This window comes from Asanoa hainanensis, assembly GCF_900188485.1.
Classification (GTDB): domain Bacteria; phylum Actinomycetota; class Actinomycetes; order Mycobacteriales; family Micromonosporaceae; genus Asanoa; species Asanoa hainanensis.
This window is the reverse complement of sequence record NZ_FZPH01000024.1, coordinates 28,197-43,870: the sequence shown is the minus strand read 5'-3', so window position 1 is coordinate 43,870 and position 15,674 is coordinate 28,197. Positions and strand designations below refer to the sequence as shown.

The 15,674-nt window shown below is 71.3% G+C and carries 20 protein-coding genes; 8 read left to right on the top strand and 12 right to left on the bottom strand.

From position 1 onward, the window contains the following. Positions 1-126: 126 nt before the first annotated feature. Together CHC05_RS36880 and CHC05_RS36875 are read left to right on the top strand one after the other, a co-directional pair. Positions 127-1,092, top strand: a complete 966-nt coding sequence (locus CHC05_RS36880; protein WP_089255284.1) for a YihY/virulence factor BrkB family protein — start codon at positions 127-129, stop codon at positions 1,090-1,092. Between the two features lie 69 nt (positions 1,093-1,161). Then, positions 1,162-1,572 (top strand): DUF2795 domain-containing protein, encoded by a 411-nt coding sequence (locus tag CHC05_RS36875; protein WP_089255283.1) that lies wholly within the window; start codon positions 1,162-1,164, stop codon positions 1,570-1,572. Positions 1,573-1,579: 7 nt separating this feature from the next. On the opposite strand, the gene CHC05_RS36870 is transcribed toward CHC05_RS36875, so the two are convergent. The 7 genes from CHC05_RS36870 to CHC05_RS36840 form a co-directional block, all read right to left on the bottom strand. Next, a complete protein-coding gene (locus CHC05_RS36870) occupies positions 1,580-2,359 on the bottom strand; it encodes an energy-coupling factor ABC transporter ATP-binding protein (protein ID WP_089255282.1) in 780 nt (259 codons plus the stop codon). Further along, positions 2,356-3,117, bottom strand: coding sequence for a cobalt ECF transporter T component CbiQ (gene cbiQ, locus CHC05_RS36865; RefSeq protein ID WP_089255281.1), 762 nt, complete (start codon positions 3,115-3,117; stop codon positions 2,356-2,358). The genes CHC05_RS36870 and cbiQ overlap by 4 nt, the downstream gene beginning before the upstream one ends. Then, positions 3,117-3,521, bottom strand: coding sequence for a PDGLE domain-containing protein (locus CHC05_RS36860; protein ID WP_089255280.1), 405 nt, complete (start codon positions 3,519-3,521; stop codon positions 3,117-3,119). Before CHC05_RS36860 ends, cbiQ begins: the two co-directional genes overlap by 1 nt. Beyond that, positions 3,518-4,243, bottom strand: coding sequence for an energy-coupling factor ABC transporter permease (locus CHC05_RS36855; protein WP_089255279.1), 726 nt, complete (start codon positions 4,241-4,243; stop codon positions 3,518-3,520). The genes CHC05_RS36860 and CHC05_RS36855 overlap by 4 nt, the downstream gene beginning before the upstream one ends. Positions 4,244-4,488: 245 nt before the next feature. Beyond that, positions 4,489-4,788: a hypothetical protein gene (locus CHC05_RS36850; RefSeq protein WP_089255278.1), complete on the bottom strand. Its 300-nt coding sequence runs from the start codon at positions 4,786-4,788 to the stop codon at positions 4,489-4,491. Between the two features lie 22 nt (positions 4,789-4,810). Beyond that, a complete protein-coding gene (locus CHC05_RS42190; RefSeq protein ID WP_089255277.1) occupies positions 4,811-5,059 on the bottom strand; it encodes a hypothetical protein in 249 nt (82 codons plus the stop codon). Further along, entirely contained in the window at positions 5,050-5,859 is an 810-nt protein-coding gene (locus CHC05_RS36840; RefSeq protein WP_281257795.1) for an MFS transporter, read from the bottom strand. Before CHC05_RS36840 ends, CHC05_RS42190 begins: the two co-directional genes overlap by 10 nt. On the opposite strand from CHC05_RS36840, the gene CHC05_RS36835 reads away from it, so the two are divergent. Next, positions 5,768-6,997, top strand: a complete 1,230-nt coding sequence (locus CHC05_RS36835; RefSeq protein WP_089255275.1) for a glycoside hydrolase domain-containing protein — start codon at positions 5,768-5,770, stop codon at positions 6,995-6,997. The genes CHC05_RS36840 and CHC05_RS36835 overlap by 92 nt on opposite strands. Here the strand turns inward: CHC05_RS36835 and pcaD are convergent. The 3 genes from pcaD to CHC05_RS36820 are packed head-to-tail and all read right to left on the bottom strand — an operon-like array spanning position 6,984 to position 9,918. After that, positions 6,984-7,733, bottom strand: a complete 750-nt coding sequence (pcaD, locus tag CHC05_RS36830) for a 3-oxoadipate enol-lactonase (protein WP_245871405.1) — start codon at positions 7,731-7,733, stop codon at positions 6,984-6,986. The two genes, CHC05_RS36835 and pcaD, sit on opposite strands and share 14 nt — an antisense overlap. A 1-nt stretch (position 7,734) precedes the next feature. Then, positions 7,735-8,238, bottom strand: a complete 504-nt coding sequence (locus tag CHC05_RS36825; RefSeq protein ID WP_089255334.1) for a hypothetical protein — start codon at positions 8,236-8,238, stop codon at positions 7,735-7,737. Positions 8,239-8,277: 39 nt separating this feature from the next. After that, positions 8,278-9,918: a RecQ family ATP-dependent DNA helicase gene (locus CHC05_RS36820; protein WP_089255274.1), complete on the bottom strand. Its 1,641-nt coding sequence runs from the start codon at positions 9,916-9,918 to the stop codon at positions 8,278-8,280. A 259-nt stretch (positions 9,919-10,177) separates the two neighbouring features. On the opposite strand from CHC05_RS36820, the gene CHC05_RS36815 reads away from it, so the two are divergent. Both CHC05_RS36815 and CHC05_RS36810 read left to right on the top strand, forming a co-directional pair. Next, positions 10,178-11,674: a glycoside hydrolase family 3 N-terminal domain-containing protein gene (locus CHC05_RS36815; RefSeq protein WP_089255273.1), complete on the top strand. Its 1,497-nt coding sequence runs from the start codon at positions 10,178-10,180 to the stop codon at positions 11,672-11,674. A gap of 44 nt (positions 11,675-11,718) precedes the next feature. Beyond that, entirely contained in the window at positions 11,719-12,318 is a 600-nt protein-coding gene (locus tag CHC05_RS36810; RefSeq protein ID WP_089255272.1) for a TetR/AcrR family transcriptional regulator, read from the top strand. Here CHC05_RS36810 and CHC05_RS36805 read toward each other — a convergent pair. Together CHC05_RS36805 and CHC05_RS36800 are read right to left on the bottom strand one after the other, a co-directional pair. After that, positions 12,315-13,475, bottom strand: coding sequence for an amidohydrolase family protein (locus tag CHC05_RS36805; RefSeq protein WP_089255333.1), 1,161 nt, complete (start codon positions 13,473-13,475; stop codon positions 12,315-12,317). The two genes, CHC05_RS36810 and CHC05_RS36805, sit on opposite strands and share 4 nt — an antisense overlap. Positions 13,476-13,477: 2 nt before the next feature. Then, positions 13,478-13,762 (bottom strand): GNAT family N-acetyltransferase, encoded by a 285-nt coding sequence (locus CHC05_RS36800; RefSeq protein ID WP_089255271.1) that lies wholly within the window; start codon positions 13,760-13,762, stop codon positions 13,478-13,480. Positions 13,763-14,200: 438 nt separating this feature from the next. Between CHC05_RS36800 and CHC05_RS36795 the strand changes: the two genes are divergently transcribed. The 3 genes from CHC05_RS36795 to CHC05_RS36785 are packed head-to-tail and all read left to right on the top strand — an operon-like array spanning position 14,201 to position 15,608. After that, complete coding sequence (locus tag CHC05_RS36795; RefSeq protein WP_089255270.1) at positions 14,201-14,413, top strand: hypothetical protein; 213 nt, start codon at positions 14,201-14,203, stop codon at positions 14,411-14,413. Beyond that, the gene (locus tag CHC05_RS36790; protein ID WP_089255269.1) at positions 14,410-14,745 is read left to right on the top strand and encodes a hypothetical protein; all 336 of its coding nucleotides are present in this window, start codon (positions 14,410-14,412) and stop codon (positions 14,743-14,745) included. The genes CHC05_RS36795 and CHC05_RS36790 overlap by 4 nt, the downstream gene beginning before the upstream one ends. 41 nt (positions 14,746-14,786) lie before the next feature. After that, a complete protein-coding gene (locus CHC05_RS36785; RefSeq protein WP_089255332.1) occupies positions 14,787-15,608 on the top strand; it encodes a DUF1206 domain-containing protein in 822 nt (273 codons plus the stop codon). Positions 15,609-15,674: the final 66 nt, after the last annotated feature.

Genomic DNA, 15,674 nt, shown 5'->3' with positions numbered 1-15,674 from the left:
TCAGAGCTTCCCGAACGGCACATCGCTAAACATCACCGGTCACGCATGCCCCATGCGTCGAAGCGTTTGTGGAACAGTCACCCCGGGTACGGACGTCGGTGCTCCCAGTTCGAGAGAGGCGGACGCATGGCTACAACGGCGGGTCTCGACGTCGATCCCGCCGCGCTGCCCCGCCGGCTCCGGCAGCTCAACTGGCGCACGTGGCGCGGCGTGCTGATGCGCGCCGGCAAGGGCTTCATGGACAACAACTGCTCGGACTGGGCGGCGAGCCTGACCTACTACACGGTGCTCGCCCTGTTCCCCTCGGCGATCGTGGTGGTCGCCCTGGTCAACCTGGTGTCACAGGGCGACCGCACCGTCGACACCGTGGTCGGCCTCCTGCGCGACATGGGTGCCGCGTCGGTGGTCGACAACGAGGGCGTGGTCTCGGCGATCCGCGAGGTGGTCGGCGCGAAGAGCTCGGCCGGGGTGCTGCTGAGCTTCGGTCTGCTGACCGCTGTCTGGTCGGCGTCCGGCTACGTCGGCGGCTTCACCCGGGCGTCCAACGCGATCTACGGGGTCGAGGAGGGCCGGCCGGTCTGGAAGCTGCGCCCGCTGCAGATCCTGCTCACCATGGCGGCGTTGGTGCTGCTGGCCCTGGTCGCGCTCATGCTGATCGTCAGTGGCCCGGTGACGACCGCGATCGGCGAACGGCTGGGCCTGGGCGAGGCACCCCAGCTGGCCTGGACGGTGGCGAAGTGGCCGGTGCTCGTGCTGATCGCCATGCTGCTGCTCGCACTGCTGTTCTGGATCGCGCCCAACGTGCGGCAGCCGAGGTTCCGCTGGCTGACCGTGGGCGGCTTCGTCACGCTGCTGGCGACCGGCCTGGCCTCGTTCGGCTTCGGCCTGTACGTGGCCAACTTCGGCTCCTACAACAAGACGTACGGCAGCCTGGGCGCGGTCATCGCCTTCCTGGTGTGGATCTACCTGGTCAACTGCGCCGTGCTGTTCGGCGTGGAGGTCAACGCCGAGGTGCAGCGCGGGCGGTCGCTCCAGGCCGGTGTGGAGAAGGTCGAGGGTCCGGTGCTCCCACCGCGTACGCCAGCCGACTGACGGGGCGGCTGGGACGGTTGGGTCTGCCGGGCCGGTTTAGCCGCCGGACGCGCGGGTAGCCCGGAACGCATGGAGCGGGGCAACGCAAAACACAGTCCACGGGTCGACGACGAGCTCGCGCACGAGGTCGACGGCATCGTGAAGGGCACCACCGGCGGCCGTGCCGAGGAGTTCCGGGAGAGCGAACCGCCCGGCGACGGCGAGCCCGAGGCCAGCCTGGTCCCGGAGGGCGACGACGGCTCGGGCGCGCCGCAGGGCATGACGGCCGAGGAGGTCGAGCTGCGCAGCCGGTTCGGGCGCTACATCAACCGGTCCGCGCTGCCGGGCGACCGCGACCGCCTGCGCCAGGACGCGCGCCGCAACGAGGCGCCGGACGACGTGCTCGCCGAGATCGACCGGCTCCCCACCGGCGTCCGGTTCCAGACGGTGTCCGAGGCCTGGGCCGCGCTCGGCCACCGCAACGAGACCCAGCGCTGGTAGCCGTTTCCTAAGTGGACGGCAGCCGCGCGGCGGCGAACGCCGGGTCGAAGCCGAACGGGAGCTCCAAGCGGTGGCCGCGCATCAGGTGGGCGTCGCCGAGCAGGTCCGCGGTCTTGCCGTCGGCCGCGATGCGGCCACCGTCGAGGATCACCGAGCGGGGGCAGAGCTCCAGCGCGTACGGCAGGTCGTGCGTGACCATCAGCACGGTGACCGGCAGGGCCCGCAGGATGTCGGCGAGCTCGCGCCGGCTCGCCGGGTCCAAGTTGGACGACGGCTCGTCGAGGACCAGGATCTCCGGGCGCATCGCGAGCACGGTGGCGACCGCGACCCGGCGCCGCTGACCGAACGACAGGTGGTGCGGCACCTGGTCCCGATGCTCCGTCATGCCGACCGCGGCGAGCGCCTCGTCGACCCGCTGTTTGAGCTCCTCGCCCTTGAGCCCGAGGTTGGCCGGGCCGAAGCCCACGTCCTCCGCGACGGTCGGCATGAAGAGCTGGTCGTCCGGGTCCTGGAACACGATGCCGACCCGGCGCCGGATCTCCGCGATGCCAGCCCGGTCGGCGGGGTTCACGGTCAGGCCGGCCACGTCGACCGTGCCCGCGCCCGAGCCGGACCCGGCGTGCAGGATCCCGTTGATGTGCAGCACGAGCGTGGTCTTGCCGGCGCCGTTGGGACCCAGCAGCGCGACCCGCTCGCCCTCGCCGACCGTGAGGTCGACACCGTGCAGCACCTCCCGCCCGTCGGGGTAGGCGAAGTGCAGATCTTCGATGGTCAGCGAGGCGGTCATGCCAGCACCGCCACGAGGGCGATCACGCCGGCGGCGATCGGGAGAGTCGCGGAGCGTACCCAATCGGCGGTCGTGGCTCCTGTTCCTTCGGGGCGGGGCAGCCGACCGGAGTAGCCGCGGGCCACCATGGCCAGGTAGACGCGCTCGCCGCGCTCGTAGGAGCGGATGAACAACGCGCCCACGCCGACCGCGAAGGCCTTGACCTGCCACAGGAAGCGCGGGTCATAGCCGCGGGAGAGGCGCGCGACGCGCATCCGGCGGGCATCGTCGGCGAGGATGTCGAGGTATCTGAGCATGAAGGTCGCGATCTGGGTGAAGACCTGCGGGCAGCGTAGCCGGTCGAGGCCGAGCAGCAGGTCGCGGGCGGTGGTGGTGGCGGCCAGCAGCAGCGAGGCCAGCACGCCCAGGGTGCCCTTGGCGAAGATGTTCCAGGCGCCGTGGAGGCCGTCGACCGACAACGACATGCCGAGCCAGTGGACGCGTTCGCCGTGCCCGGCGAAGGGCAGGGCGATCGCCAGGAGTACGAACGGGAGCTCGATCGTGGCCCGCTTGGCCAGCCAGCCGGGCGGGACCTTGGCGACGACCAGCACCCCCACGAGAAGCAGGAGGTAGCCGGCGAAGGCTACGAACTTCTCGCGGGGGGTGATCACCACAACGATCGTGAACAGCAGGGTAGCCACGATCTTCACCTCGGCGGGCAGCCGGTGGACCCGGCTGTCGTGGTCGAGGTGGAGCGGGTGAGCGTGGCCGGCGCCCATCAGGCGCTCGTCGCTCCCGAGGGCGCGTGGTCCTCGGTGTGCTCGTTGTCCTGGTTGTCGCCGCCGTTGTTGCCGCGCCGGCGGACCAGCCAGAAGACACCCCCACCGATGGCGAAGGTGACCGCGACGCCGAGGATGCCGGACAGGCCGGTCGACAGGTACTCGTTGTCGATGCCCTTGATGCCGTAGTCGGCCAGCGGGCTGTCCTTCATCTGGTGGTCCTGCTCCTGCTGGACCATGCAGGTGCCGCCGGTGATGTTGTCGTCGGCGTCGAACGTGCAGCCCTTGCGGGCGGCCGCGTCCAGGCCGTCGGGGCTCGACGAGGCAAAGCTGGAGACCACGCCGGCCAGCAGGGCGGCGACCAGCAGGCCGCCGGCGATGAACCAACCGAGACGCTTCTTCACGCCGCACCTCCCACAGCCGGGGCGGGCACGGCCGGCTTCGGGCTCGGGCTCGCGGTCTTGCGGAACCGGCGCAGGGCGTACACGAGGTCGGGTCGGACCCGCGCCACGGTCGCGACGGTGACCGCCGCGATCAGGCCCTCACCGATGCCGATGAGGACGTGCGCAGCGGCCATCGTGCCGGCGATGGTGGTCAGGTTGAGCTCGGTGGTGCCGCCGAGCGCGTACTCGAGCACGAAGGCCTGCGACGCCACGACCACGCTGACCACCGAGGCGACGAAGGCGGTAATCGCGACGCCGCGCGGCGTCTTGGGCAGCACCCGCAGCAGACCGGCGACGAGCAGGTAGCCGGCCGCCGTGCCGACCACGGCCATGTTGGTGATGTTGAGACCGAGGGCGGTCAGACCGCCGTCGGCGAACAGCAGGCACTGGATGATCAGCACCGTCGAGACGCAGAGGGCGCCGACCCAGGGGCCGACCAGCACCACCGCGAGCGTGCCGCCGAGCAGGTGGCCGGAGACGCCTGGGAGCACCTGGAAGTTGAGCATCTGCACGGCGAAGATGAACGCCGCTACCAGGCCGGCCATCGGCGCCAGCCGGTCGTCGAGATCGGCGCGTCCGCGCCACACACAGATCGCCAGCGCCGCCGCGGCGATGGCGGCGAAGATCGCCGACACCTGCGCGTTGACGATGCCGTTGGCGATGTGCATCGCCACACCGTTCATGGACCCCCCTCCCCAAGGCGATCGAGCCACCGGACAACCGTGGTCACGGGTCGTGGCGGCAAGGTCGCCGGTAGCATATTGCGCCGGACCGGCTATTGCATAGTGTTGGCAACAAGCTCCGACCCGGGTAGTCCACCACGCGTCCGCGACCAAGGTCAACACGGCCGCCAGACGGTTGGATCACACGAAATCCGCTGTTCACGCAATCGACGCCCGCCAGAATCCAGCGGTGCGCGAGGCTGAGATCAGCCAGCGTCGGGTGTCAGCCGGTATCGGTTACAAAGGTCCAGCAACAGCCCGATCCTGACCTCGAGCGGCTCGCCGATGCCGTCCAACTCCACGTCGACCAGCACTGTCTCGTCTGTGCGAGCGAAGCGCATCTCCACGCGGGGCCGCCCGTCGAGAACGAACCCGAACCAGCTGTCGTCGGCGTCAGAGCTTTCCACGCCGGCCGTGAGTGCGCCGTCATCGAGTCCAGATCTGACGAGATCAGCGATCATCTCGGCGAACGGCACCAGATTCGCACGCCAGATCCAGCCGTGCATCGTGCCCCGTGGTTCTGTCACGTCACCGGCTTTCTGGGCTGTTTGTCGGCCATACCGTTTTCAGGCCGTGGTCGGTGGCGTAGAGCAGGTGTGGGCGTAGCTCTGGGGTGTGTTCCAGGTCGCGGTGCAGCGCGTACAGCTGGGCTGACCTCGCCGCTAGGAACGGTTGGGTGGCCAGCAGGCCCCGCAGATCCCCGAACCGCCAATCCGCGCCCAGGAGCTTCCTTGCCCGCACCAGCAGTTGCACTCCGTCGGCCGGGATCATGCCCACGTAGACGTCGGCGGTTGGTGGCAGGTCCGGCTCCGGGTCGGCGTGCGCAGCGGGATCACCTGGGCGAGGGTGACGAGCGCTGACGCGAAGAGCATGGTGCGTGGCGACGTTTGGGCGGCGAGGAAGGCGCCGGCTACGGGGCCGACGACCCAGCCGGCTGTCAGGGCCATCCGCACGATGGCCACGACGCCGTCGTTGCCGGGATCCGGGCGTGCGGTGAGCTCATCGTGGATGGCGGCGAACAGTTGCGAGGTGGCGGCACCCGCGAAGGCGAGCAGGACCGCGCCGAGGACGTACGGCATCCACAGCTGCGTGGAGAACGCGATCGCCGTCCAGCCCACGAAGCCCGCGACGGCGCAGCCGCGGAAGAGGCCCAGGCGCCGGCCGGTGCGGTCCGACCGCGCGCCGACCAGGTATCCGGCCACCGGCGCCGTCAGGTTGGTGAGAGAGAACAGCCCGGCCGCGGTGAGCGAGCCGCCCAGGTCGATCACCAGGAACGACGCGATCTGGGGTGCGGCCGCCGAGAAGCCCATTTCGGACAGGAAGAGAGCGATCGTGGCGCCGCTCGGTAGCCGCCTGGGTCGACTCGGGCAGTGCCACGTCGCTCCGCCTTCCCGCGTACACGTATCGCCGTTGGTGAATTTATGGTAGAAAATTTCAGGTCGCGATGTGGGTACGCAAGAAATCTTCGAGGCTGGGAGCCGGCTGATGCGTGGGACTGTCGCACGGATGCTCGGGTTGCTTCTAGGCGCCGTGGCATGGCTGACCGTGCCGGCGTCCGGGGTTGCCCTGGCGGCCACGCCGCCGCAGCCCGGGACGTTTGTCGGGCGTGGGTTCGACACCTGCGCCGCGCCGTCGCAGGCCGCGATGAACGCCTGGCGGGCCAGTTCGCCGTACCGGGCCGTCGGCATCTACATCAGCGGTGGCAGCCGGTCCTGTGCGCAGCCCAACCTGACCGCCACCTGGGTCGCCAACCAGGTCGCCAACGGGTGGCGGTTGATTCCGATCGAGCTCGGCTACCAGGCGCCGTGCGGCACGCGTACGCCGAAGATGTCCGCCAACCCGGCCACCGCCCGCACGCAGGGTGGCAGCGCCGCCGACAGTGCCGTCAGTGCGGCCCAGGCGTTGGGGATCGGGGCCGGCAGCACGATCTACAACGACATCGAGCACTATCCGTCGACCGCCTCGTGCAAGGCCGCCGTGCTGTCGTTCCTGTCCGGCTGGACCGAGCGGCTGCACGTCCGCGGCTACCTGTCCGGCATGTACTCCAGCGGGTCCTCCGGCATCCGCGACGTCTGCGACGCCTACAACGACACCGCGTACACCCGGCTCGACCAGCTCTGGATCGCCTGGTGGAACGGGGTCGCGGACACCGACGCCGGCAGTTACTGCCCCGACGACTACTACGCCAACCATCAACGGCTGCACCAGTACGCGGGTGAGGTCACCGAGACCTGGGGCGGCGTGACGATCCGGATCGACCGCAACTACCTCGACGTGAGCCCGCCGCAGGGGCCGCCGCCGGGGGAGGAGTGGACCGCGACCGTCGACAACTCCGGGCCGGGCTTCACCGCCAGCGCCAACTGGGGCACGTCGGCCTTCTCGGCGCAGCGGTTCGGTGCCGACTACCGGTTCGCGAGCCCGGTGTCGTCGAGCGACGTCGCCTGGTACGCGGCGACCACGCCCGCCACCGACTCGTACGCGATCAACGTCTGGTATCCGGCCGACGCGGGCTACAACAACCTGGCGCCGTACATCGTGGCCACGACGACCGGGAACCAGTCGGTGACGGTCAACCAGCGTACGGGCGGCGGTCAGTGGGTGCCGCTGGGCGTCTTCACCCTCCCGGCCGGCGCCGGCAACAAGGTCGGGGTGAGCCGGTGGACGAGCGGCACCGGCTACGTCGTCGCGGACGCGGTGCGGTTCACCCGGCTGTGAAGTGCCGCCGGAGCAGGTCGGTCACCCGGTCGGCCTGCTCCACATTGGCCAGATGCGCCGCGTCGGGCAGCAGGGCGAGTTCGGCGTCGCCCACAGCGTCCACAATGGCCTGCAGGAGCGGCGGCGGCGTGGCCGGGTCGGCCTCGCCGGCGATCACCAGGGTCGGCGCGGTGATCCGGGACAGCACCGGGCGCAGATCCATGGCCGCGATCGCCTCGCAACAGCCGGCATAGCCTTCGGGGTTGATCGCCACCAGGGCCTTCGTGAAGCCGGCCACGTCGGTCGGGTTGAACGCGGGCGTGAACCAGCGCGCCACAACGGCGTCCGCGACCGCGCTCATCCCGGCGGCCCGCACGGTGGCGGCCCGCTCGTGCCAGCCGGTCGCCGGAGGCAGGTGCGCGGCGGTGCACAGCAACGCCAACCGGTCGACCCGCTGCGGCGCGTGCGCGGCCAGCCACATCCCGACCATGCCACCGAGCGACAGCCCGGCGTAGTGCACCCGTTCCAGGCCGAGCTCGTCGAGCAGGGCGACGACGTCGTGGCCCAGGTCTTCGATGGTGTACGGACCAGGCGGCACCGGTGAGCCGCCGTGTCCACGATGGTCGAACGCGACGACCCGGAACTGGTCACGAAGCGCGGCGACCTGCGGCGCCCACATCGCGCCGGTCGTGCCGAGGGAACTGCCCAGCAACACGACCGGCGCGTCCAGCGGCCCGTGGGCCGCGTAGGCCAGCACCTCAGTCGTTGAGGACCGTGGCGAGCCGGTCGCGGAAGGCGCGCTCCGTGTCGGTGACCACGTCGCCGCCGATGCCGAGGATGCCGCCGCTGGGTGCCGCGGTGACCACCTGCTCGGCGATCGTCACCAGCCAGTGCTTGTAGGCGCCGGTGTCACCCTCGCTGGCCTTGGCGGTCAGCAGCTCCGCGGCGGCGCGCGCCCGGCCCAGCACGTCGGTGGCGTAGCCGGCCGGGTCCGACGGCTCGATGGCCGGCAGCTCCGCGCCGCTCTCCGGGTCGCCGACCCGGGTGACGAGCTCCGCCGCGACGGCCGAGACCAGCTTGCTCGGCGACTCGCGGCCCTCGGAGATCGCCTCGAGGCCGGCCGCGTTCTCGGCCAGGGTGCGGCGGGTGCCGTCGTGTTCGGCCGCGCTGGCGGCGGTCAGCACCGACTGCGGCAGGCCGACGAGCAGCCCCCATTCGGAGTCGGTGAAGCCGAACTCGGTGAACACCGGAAGGTCAGTCACGTCGAGCACCTTTCGTCCAACAGTCAACGCAGAGCCTAGTCAACGCGGGTCGGCTACCAGCAGCCCCTGTTCCGAGACGACCGGCACCGACAGGGTCTTGTACCCGACCTCGTCGAACAGCACCGTCATCTTGTCGTCCTCGTAGCCCATCACCATCCCGGAGCCCCATTCGGCGTGCTTGACCGTGCTGTGCACCGGGAACGGGCCGACGGCGCCGTTGTCCGCCACGGCCCGGCCCGCCACGCAGTTGTCGCAGTGGCCGCAGACGTGGTTCATCTTCTCGCCGAAGTACGCCAGCAGCGCCTGGCCCCGGCAGCCGCGCGCCTCCGCGTACCCGCGCATCATGTCCGTCCGTGATTTGGACAGGTTCTGCTGTCGTTCGGCCTCGGCGACCGCGAGCGCGGCGGCGTCGGCGGGCTGCGGCGCGTACCGTGGAGTCCCGATCTTGCCGCCCGATCGGGTGACGGCGCCGCCGACGTGCTCCAGCAGGGCGACGAGCTGGCCGAGCTTGCGGGCGCCGAAACCGGTGCGCTCCCGCAACGCGGTCTTGGTGAACGGCCCGTCGGCGCGCAGCACGGCGGCCAGGTCCCGCAGCTCGTCCAGCGCCGGCAGGGCACCGGTGAAGAACCGCTGCAGACCCTCGTCCTCGGCGCGCCAGAGCAGCAGGGTGCGCGCGGGCAGCCCGTCGCGGCCGGCGCGGCCGATCTCCTGCAGGTAGCTGTCCGGCGAGTCCGGCAGCGCGACGTGCGCCACCCAGCGGATGTTCGGCTTGTCGATGCCCATGCCGAACGCCGACGTGGCGACCATGATCGGCACCTTGTCGGCGAGGAACTCCTCGTGCAGCTTCTCGCGTGCGCCGGTCGCCATGCCGCCGTGGTAGTGCGCGGCCTCGTGGCCGGCCGCCCGCAGCCGGGTCGCCAGCTCCTCGGCACCGCGCCGGGTCGGCACGTACACGATGCCCGGGGTCTCACCCTCCGCGAGCAACGCCTGGAGGCGGCGCCAGCGGTAGTCCTCGGTCGGGCAGTTCGCGGCTTCGAGGAACAGGTTGTGCCGGTCGAGCCCGGTGACCATGATCTTGGGCTTGCGCAGGCCGAGTCGTTCGACGATGTCGTCACGCACCGGAGGCGACGCGGTCGCGGTCAGTGCCACCACGGGCGGGCGGCCGAGCTGCCGGATCACGTGGCCGAGCGCCAGGTAGTCGGGACGGAAGTCGTGCCCCCACGCCGAGATGCAGTGCGCCTCGTCGACCGCGACCAGCGACGGCTTGCACGCCTTGACCTCGGCGAGCCGGTCGGGGTCGGCGAGCTGTTCCGGCGTGATGAACAGGAACTCGGCGCTGCCGTCGCGCAACGCGGCCAGCGCGGCCTGTTGCTGCTTCGGTGTCTCGGCCGACGAGACGCGTACCGCCTTGAGCGGGGCCGCGCCGCGTCGCTCCAGCCCGCCGATCTGGTCCTGCTGCAACGCGAGCAGCGGGGAGATCACCACGGTCGGGCCGGGCAGCTGGGTCGCCGGCACCTGGTAGAGCGCCGACTTGCCGGCACCGGTGGGCATGACGGCGAGCACGTCATGGCCGCGCAGGATCGCGCGCATCGCGTCGAGTTGGCCGGGACGCAGGGTCTTCCAGCCGAAGAGGGTACGGGCGGCCCGGCGCAGACGCAGGGCGGTGAAGGTTGGTCTCATCGCGGAGCGGCGATACCCGGGCGGCGTGGGCGCGAAACGCTATTTGAAGATGCGCCGGATCGCATAGATGACAATCAGTATGCCGAAGATCGCCCCGAAGATCTGGACACCCGGTATGTCGTACCAACTCACGTTGTCCGCCGCCCACCGCATGCCGGCACTGTAGCGTCGCCAACAACTGGAAGGTTTGTTGACTATTTCCGGGGGCGGTGTGACCATGGCACGGACAGTGATGGCCCAAGCGGGGGGGTAAGCACACATGACCGAGCCTGGCGGCGAACTGCTGCGGCTGGCCGCGACCGTTCTGCAACCAGGGTTCGTGGGCACCACGCCGCCCGACTGGGTGCGCCGGTGGCTGGGGGAGGGGCTCGGCGGTGTGGCGCTGTTCGCCCGCAACGTCCGCGACCCGGAGCAGATCGCGGCGTTGACCGCGGCGCTGCGCGCGGAGCGGGCCGACCTGCTGATCGCCCTCGACGAGGAGGCCGGCGACGTCACCCGCTTCGAGTCGCGGACCGGCAGCTCCCGGCCGGGCAACCTGGCGCTGGGCGCGGTCGACGACGTGGCGCTCACCGAGGAGGTCGCCCGCGACCTCGGCCGGGAACTGGCCGCGGTGGGCATCAACCTCGACTACGCGCCGGACGCCGACGTCAACAACAACCCCGACAACCCGGTGATCGGTGTACGCAGCTTCGGCGCCGACCCGGCCCTCGTCGCGCGGCACACCGGGGCGTGGGTCACGGGCCTGCAGTCCGCCGGGGTGGCCGCCTGCGCCAAGCACTTCCCGGGCCACGGCGACACGGCCGTCGACTCGCACCACGACCTGCCGCACATCCCGCGCGACCGGGCGGGCCTCGACGCGGTCGAGCTGGCGCCGTTCCGCGCCGCGATCGCCGCCGGCGTCCAGGCGGTGATGACCGGCCACCTGCTGGTGCCGGCCGTCGACCCGCACCTGCCGGCAACGCTGAGCCGGTCCGTCCTCACCGGACTGCTGCGCGACGAGCTCGGCTTCCAGGGCGCGGTGATCACCGACGCCATGGAGATGCGCGCGGTGGTCGACGGCTTCGGCTTCGAGGGCGGCGTGATCGCCGCACTGGCGGCGGGCGCCGACGCGATCTGCGTGGGCGGCGAGCTGGCCGACGAGGCCACCGCGGAGCGACTGCGCCAGGCCATCGCCGGCGCGGTGGTCGCCGGCCGGCTGGCCGAGGACCGCCTGATCGAGGCGGCGAAGCGGGTCGAACACCTGGCGGCGTGGGCCGCGACGGCGCGGGCGGGTGCTGTTTCGGGACTGTGGTACGGCGCCGCCGGGTCACCGGTCGGGCTGGCCGCCGCCCGGCGCGCGGTGAAGGTCGGGGGCGCCGCGCCCGTGTTGCCGCTGGGCGGGGTGCCGCACGTGGTCGAGCTGTCCCCGCCGGCGAACATGGCGGCGGGCACGGACACGCCGTGGGGGGTCGCCGCGCCGTTGGCGGCTCTGTTGCCGGGCACGACCGCCGTGCGGCTGACCGCTTCGGACGGCGCCGAGGCGTCGTCGGTGGTCGCTTCGGCCGCGGGTCGACCGCTCGTGCTGGTGGTGCGGGACCTCCACCGGCACGCCTGGATGGGCACGCTGGTGCGGTCGGCGCTGGGGCTGCGGCCTGACGCGGTGGTGGTCGAGCTCGGGGTTCCGGCCGCGGTGGTCGGCGCCACCCACCTGGCCACGCACGGCGCCACCCGCTCGAGCGGCCTGGCCGCCGCCGAACTGTTGGCGGGCCGCGGCTGAAACCGGTTAGCGGAGTGAGTGCTCACTCCGCTAGGGTTTCGGGCATGACCGAGACCGAGAGCCGGCGTCGCGCGCCCGGAATGAGTCCCGAGCAACGCCGCGAGACCGTGGTCCGGGCCGCGTTGCCGTTGGTTTCCGAGCACGGGGCCGCGGTGACCACCGCCCAGATCGCCCGGGCGGCCGGCATCGGCGAGGCGACCATCTTCCGCGTCTTCGACGACAAGCAGGCGGTGCTCGAGGCGGTGGTCGCGGCCGCGCTCGATCCGACCGTCGTGCTTCAGGAGCTTCGGTCGATCCCGCTCGACCAGCCGCTCGCGGTCCGTCTCGTGGACGCGGCCGACGCGCTCGACGCGCATTTCGCCCGGGTCGGTTCCGTGCTCGGTGCGCTGCACGCCACCGGTCACACCGGCCCGCGCCGCGAGCCGGTCCCCGGCGGCCGGGAGCGCTCGGTCAGCGTCACCTTCGCCGCCATCGCGGAGGTCATCGAGCCCGACCGGGACCGCCTGAGGCTCCCGGTCGAGACCCTCGTGCACGCGTTCCTCGGCCTGCTCTTCCCGGCCCGGGTCGGCGCACCCGCCGGCCCGCGCACGGTCGCGGTCGAAGACCTGGTCGACGTCTTCCTCTACGGCGCCGTCAAGCCTTAGCGGACCCGCACCCCCGCGCGGAAGACCGCGCGGACGTCGCGCAGGGCGGTGATGTCGCTGGCCGGGTCTCCGGCGACGGCGAGCAGGTCCGCGTCGTAACCCGCCGCCACCCGGCCCTTGGTGGCACCGAGACCGCACGCGGCTGCCGCGTCCGAGGTCACCGCGCGCAGGGCCGCCGGTGGCGGGTCGCCGAAGAGCAGGAACATCTCGGCCGCGTACGGGAGGACGTCGTGCGGTTTCGACGGCCCGATGCCCGCGTCGCTGGTGACGATCATCCGGACCCCGGCGTCGCGCTGAGCGGTGAAGATCGAGGTCAGGGTCGCGGAGATCTTCGCCGTCTGCGGTGGCACCGGCTCGCCCGGCAGGTAGCCCAGCGTGGCCGAGACGATCGTGCCGCTCGCGGCCAGCTTCGCGATGACCTCGTGGTCGGGGGCGGCGCCGTCGGCGGTCAGGAACGAGCCGTGCTCGACCGTGTCGAAACCCGCGTCGACAGCCGCCGCGATCGCCTCCGCGCTGTGGGCGTGTGCGGCCGCCGGCAACCCGTGCCGGTGTGCCTCGTCCGCCGCCGCGGCCAGCTCGGCGGGGGAGAACTGCGGAAGATACGGTCGAGTGCCCGGGGTGATCTCGCCGCCCGTGGCCAGCACCTTGATCACGTCGACGCCGTGCGCGGCGCGCGCGGCGACCGCCGAACGGATGCCGTCGACGCCCGAGGTCTCACCGCCCAGCCACCAGCAGTGGCCGCGTGGGCTGGTGATCGGTGGGCCCGCCGACAGCACGTGGGGGCCGGTGTGTGGGGCGCGGTCGTACTCCGCTCGCAGGCGCCGCGTCACATAGCCGCGGTCGCCCAGGTCGCGGACCGTCGTGATGCCGGCGTGCAGCGCCCGCGTGGCCGCCTCCCGGGCGCCGCGCAGCAGCTCGTCGTCGGACACCGCGCGCAGCCGGCCGACCGGGTCCGGCCCAGCGTCGAACACGAGGTGGGTGTGCGCGTCGACCAGGCCCGGCAGCAGCGTCACCGGGCCGAGGTCGAGCACCTCGGCGTCGGAGGGCGGTGTCCCGCCGGCGGTGACACCGACCACGATGCCGTCCCGGACGTACACGATGGGGTCCGTGGTGGTGCCGGTCCCGTCGAACAGCCGGGCCGCGCGGATGGCCAGCATCGTCATTCGGTGGCCAGCAGGTCCTGGTACTCGGGGTGCTTGTCGATGTAGCCGGCGATGAACGGGCACTGCGCGTAGACCCGCAACCCCCGCTCACGCGCCGAGTCGAGCACCGCCCGGGCCAGCTTGCTGCCCAGGCCCTTGCCCTCGAAGCGCGGCTCGATCTCGGTGTGTGTGAAGGTGATCGCGCCCTCGCGCAGCCGGTAGGCGGAGAAGCCGGCCAGCTCGCCGTCCGCCGTGAGCTCGAAGCGGTGTTTGTCGGGGTTGTCCCTGACCTCGGTTTCCACGCATACAGTTCTACCTCGTGACCCGCCCTCTGCGATCTCTGCTCGCCCCGGACGCCGTCGCGGCGCTCGTGTCCGACGCGTACGACCTGCGGGTCAAGGGTGCTGTGTTGCTCCGCACCCTGGTCAACGACGTCTACCGGGTGGAAATCGGTCGAGCGGTGTGCCGATGGTCAAGGCGGGAGATCAAAACATGGAAACCTATCGGGTACGCGCGACGCGGCTCAAGGGGAACGCTCGTACGTGCTCTGGGAGTGGGCTCCCGGCGGGCACTCCGGGTCGATCAGCGACCAGAAAGCACGCGAGTTCGGGGGACCGTGGCCCCGTGCTGGAGCGGCTCCGGGCGGTCCTGGAGCCGGCCGACCGCGAGCTGATCGTATTGCTCGTCGCGGCGTCGCCACGACACCGTGGTGGCCGGCGTTCCTGGCCGGCTATCGCACCGTGCGCCCGCTCGGAGCCGAAGACCTCGCCGCGCTGCCCTGGTTCACCGTGCGCGCGCTGATCACCAACCTGCACTTCCACCTGGTCGACAAGCCCGCCTTCCGCGGTACCGACTCGATCGGCGAGGGGTGGGCCGAGCGCGAGCTCGGAGCGCTGCGCGCGGCGGCCGGCCGGCTCCTGGGTGGACACCGGTCCGTACCCTTGGGCGGGTGATTACGCGACGAACGACCGTGAGCCTTCTCGCGGCGCTCGCCCTTGGCGGCGCCCTTCTCGCCGGCTGCAGCTCCGAAGGAGCATCCACCAACTGCGGCCTCGACCAGTGCACCGTCACCTTCGACCGGGGTGTCCAGGGCAACGCCAGCATCCTCGGTGTGAACGCCAAGTTCGTGCAGGCCGACGCCAATACCGTCACCCTCGAGGTGGCCGGCGAGCAGATCTCGCTGAGCACTGGCGGCCAGGCGGTCGACGTGGGTGGCCTGTTGGTCTCGCTGTCGTCCATCACCGACAGCGAGGTTTCCGTCCAGATCGCCCGCAACCCCGGCTGACGACGTTTGAGAGGCTGGCATGGCGGGGCACATTGACCGCCATGTCAGCAGTCAGCCGCGCAGAGTCAACAGCGTCCCGAGCCGCCAACAGCTCCGCACTCGAAGCACTGACCCGAGCGGGCTTCATCGGGTACGGGATCGTCCACCTGCTGTTCGCCTGGTTGGCGCTGCAGATCGCCTTCGGGAAGCCCGCCGCCGAGGGTGACCAGTCCGGGGCCATGATGAAGCTCGCCGAGCAGCCGCTGGGCAAGTTCCTGGTGATCGCGATCGGCGTCGGTCTGGTCGCGATGGCGATCTGGCAGCTCTCCGAGGCGCTGATCGGGCACACCGACGAGCAGGGCAAGCGGCGGGTGTTCGAACGGATCGCCTCGGCGTTCCGCACGGTCGTCTACGCCTACTTCGCGTACACCGCCTGGAAGGTCTTCCAGGGCAAGCCCGCCTCCTCGGCCGACAGCCAGCAGAAGACGACGGAAGGCCTGCTGTCCAGCGGCGGCGGCCGGGCCGTCGTGATCATCGCCGGGCTGGCCCTGGCCGGGCTCGGCATCGGGCTGGTCGTCTACGGGGTGAAGAAGGCGTTCGCCCGGCACCTCAAGACCGGTGCGATGTCGCCGCAGACCCGCAAGCTCACCATGCGGCTCGGCATGACCGGTTACAGCGCCAAGGGCGTGGCGTACGGGATCGCCGGCGTGCTGTTCGTCGTCGCCGCGGCCAACTACGACCCGGAGAAGGCGCGCGGCCTCGACGCCGCCCTGGAGACACTCCGCGGCCAGGCGTACGGGGCCGTCCTGCTGACCCTGATGGCCCTGGGAATTGCCGCTTTTGGTGTGTTCTGCTTCTTCCAGTCGAAGTACCGCAAGGTCTGAGACACTGATCATGGCGATATGTCCGTTCCAGGAGGTATCCGCCATGCACTCGTGACACGCTCCGGA

What these genes read in the sequence shown, in the direction of transcription:
- CHC05_RS36785 (WP_089255332.1), top strand. Translation starts at nt 14,787, where the DNA reads ATGTCAGCAGTCAGCCGCGCAGAGTCAACAGCGTCCCGAGCCGCCAAC.
- CHC05_RS36820 (WP_089255274.1), bottom strand. Translation starts at nt 9,918, where the DNA reads ATGAGACCAACCTTCACCGCCCTGCGTCTGCGCCGGGCCGCCCGTACC.
- CHC05_RS36880 (WP_089255284.1), top strand. Translation starts at nt 127, where the DNA reads ATGGCTACAACGGCGGGTCTCGACGTCGATCCCGCCGCGCTGCCCCGC.
- CHC05_RS36810 (WP_089255272.1), top strand. Translation starts at nt 11,719, where the DNA reads ATGACCGAGACCGAGAGCCGGCGTCGCGCGCCCGGAATGAGTCCCGAG.
- CHC05_RS36805 (WP_089255333.1), bottom strand. Translation starts at nt 13,475, where the DNA reads ATGCTGGCCATCCGCGCGGCCCGGCTGTTCGACGGGACCGGCACCACC.
- CHC05_RS36870 (WP_089255282.1), bottom strand. Translation starts at nt 2,359, where the DNA reads ATGACCGCCTCGCTGACCATCGAAGATCTGCACTTCGCCTACCCCGAC.
- CHC05_RS36835 (WP_089255275.1), top strand. Translation starts at nt 5,768, where the DNA reads ATGCGTGGGACTGTCGCACGGATGCTCGGGTTGCTTCTAGGCGCCGTG.
- CHC05_RS36850 (WP_089255278.1), bottom strand. Translation starts at nt 4,788, where the DNA reads ATGCACGGCTGGATCTGGCGTGCGAATCTGGTGCCGTTCGCCGAGATG.
- CHC05_RS36815 (WP_089255273.1), top strand. Translation starts at nt 10,178, where the DNA reads ATGACCGAGCCTGGCGGCGAACTGCTGCGGCTGGCCGCGACCGTTCTG.
- cbiQ (WP_089255281.1), bottom strand. Translation starts at nt 3,117, where the DNA reads ATGGGCGCCGGCCACGCTCACCCGCTCCACCTCGACCACGACAGCCGG.
- CHC05_RS36855 (WP_089255279.1), bottom strand. Translation starts at nt 4,243, where the DNA reads ATGAACGGTGTGGCGATGCACATCGCCAACGGCATCGTCAACGCGCAG.
- CHC05_RS36875 (WP_089255283.1), top strand. Translation starts at nt 1,162, where the DNA reads ATGGAGCGGGGCAACGCAAAACACAGTCCACGGGTCGACGACGAGCTC.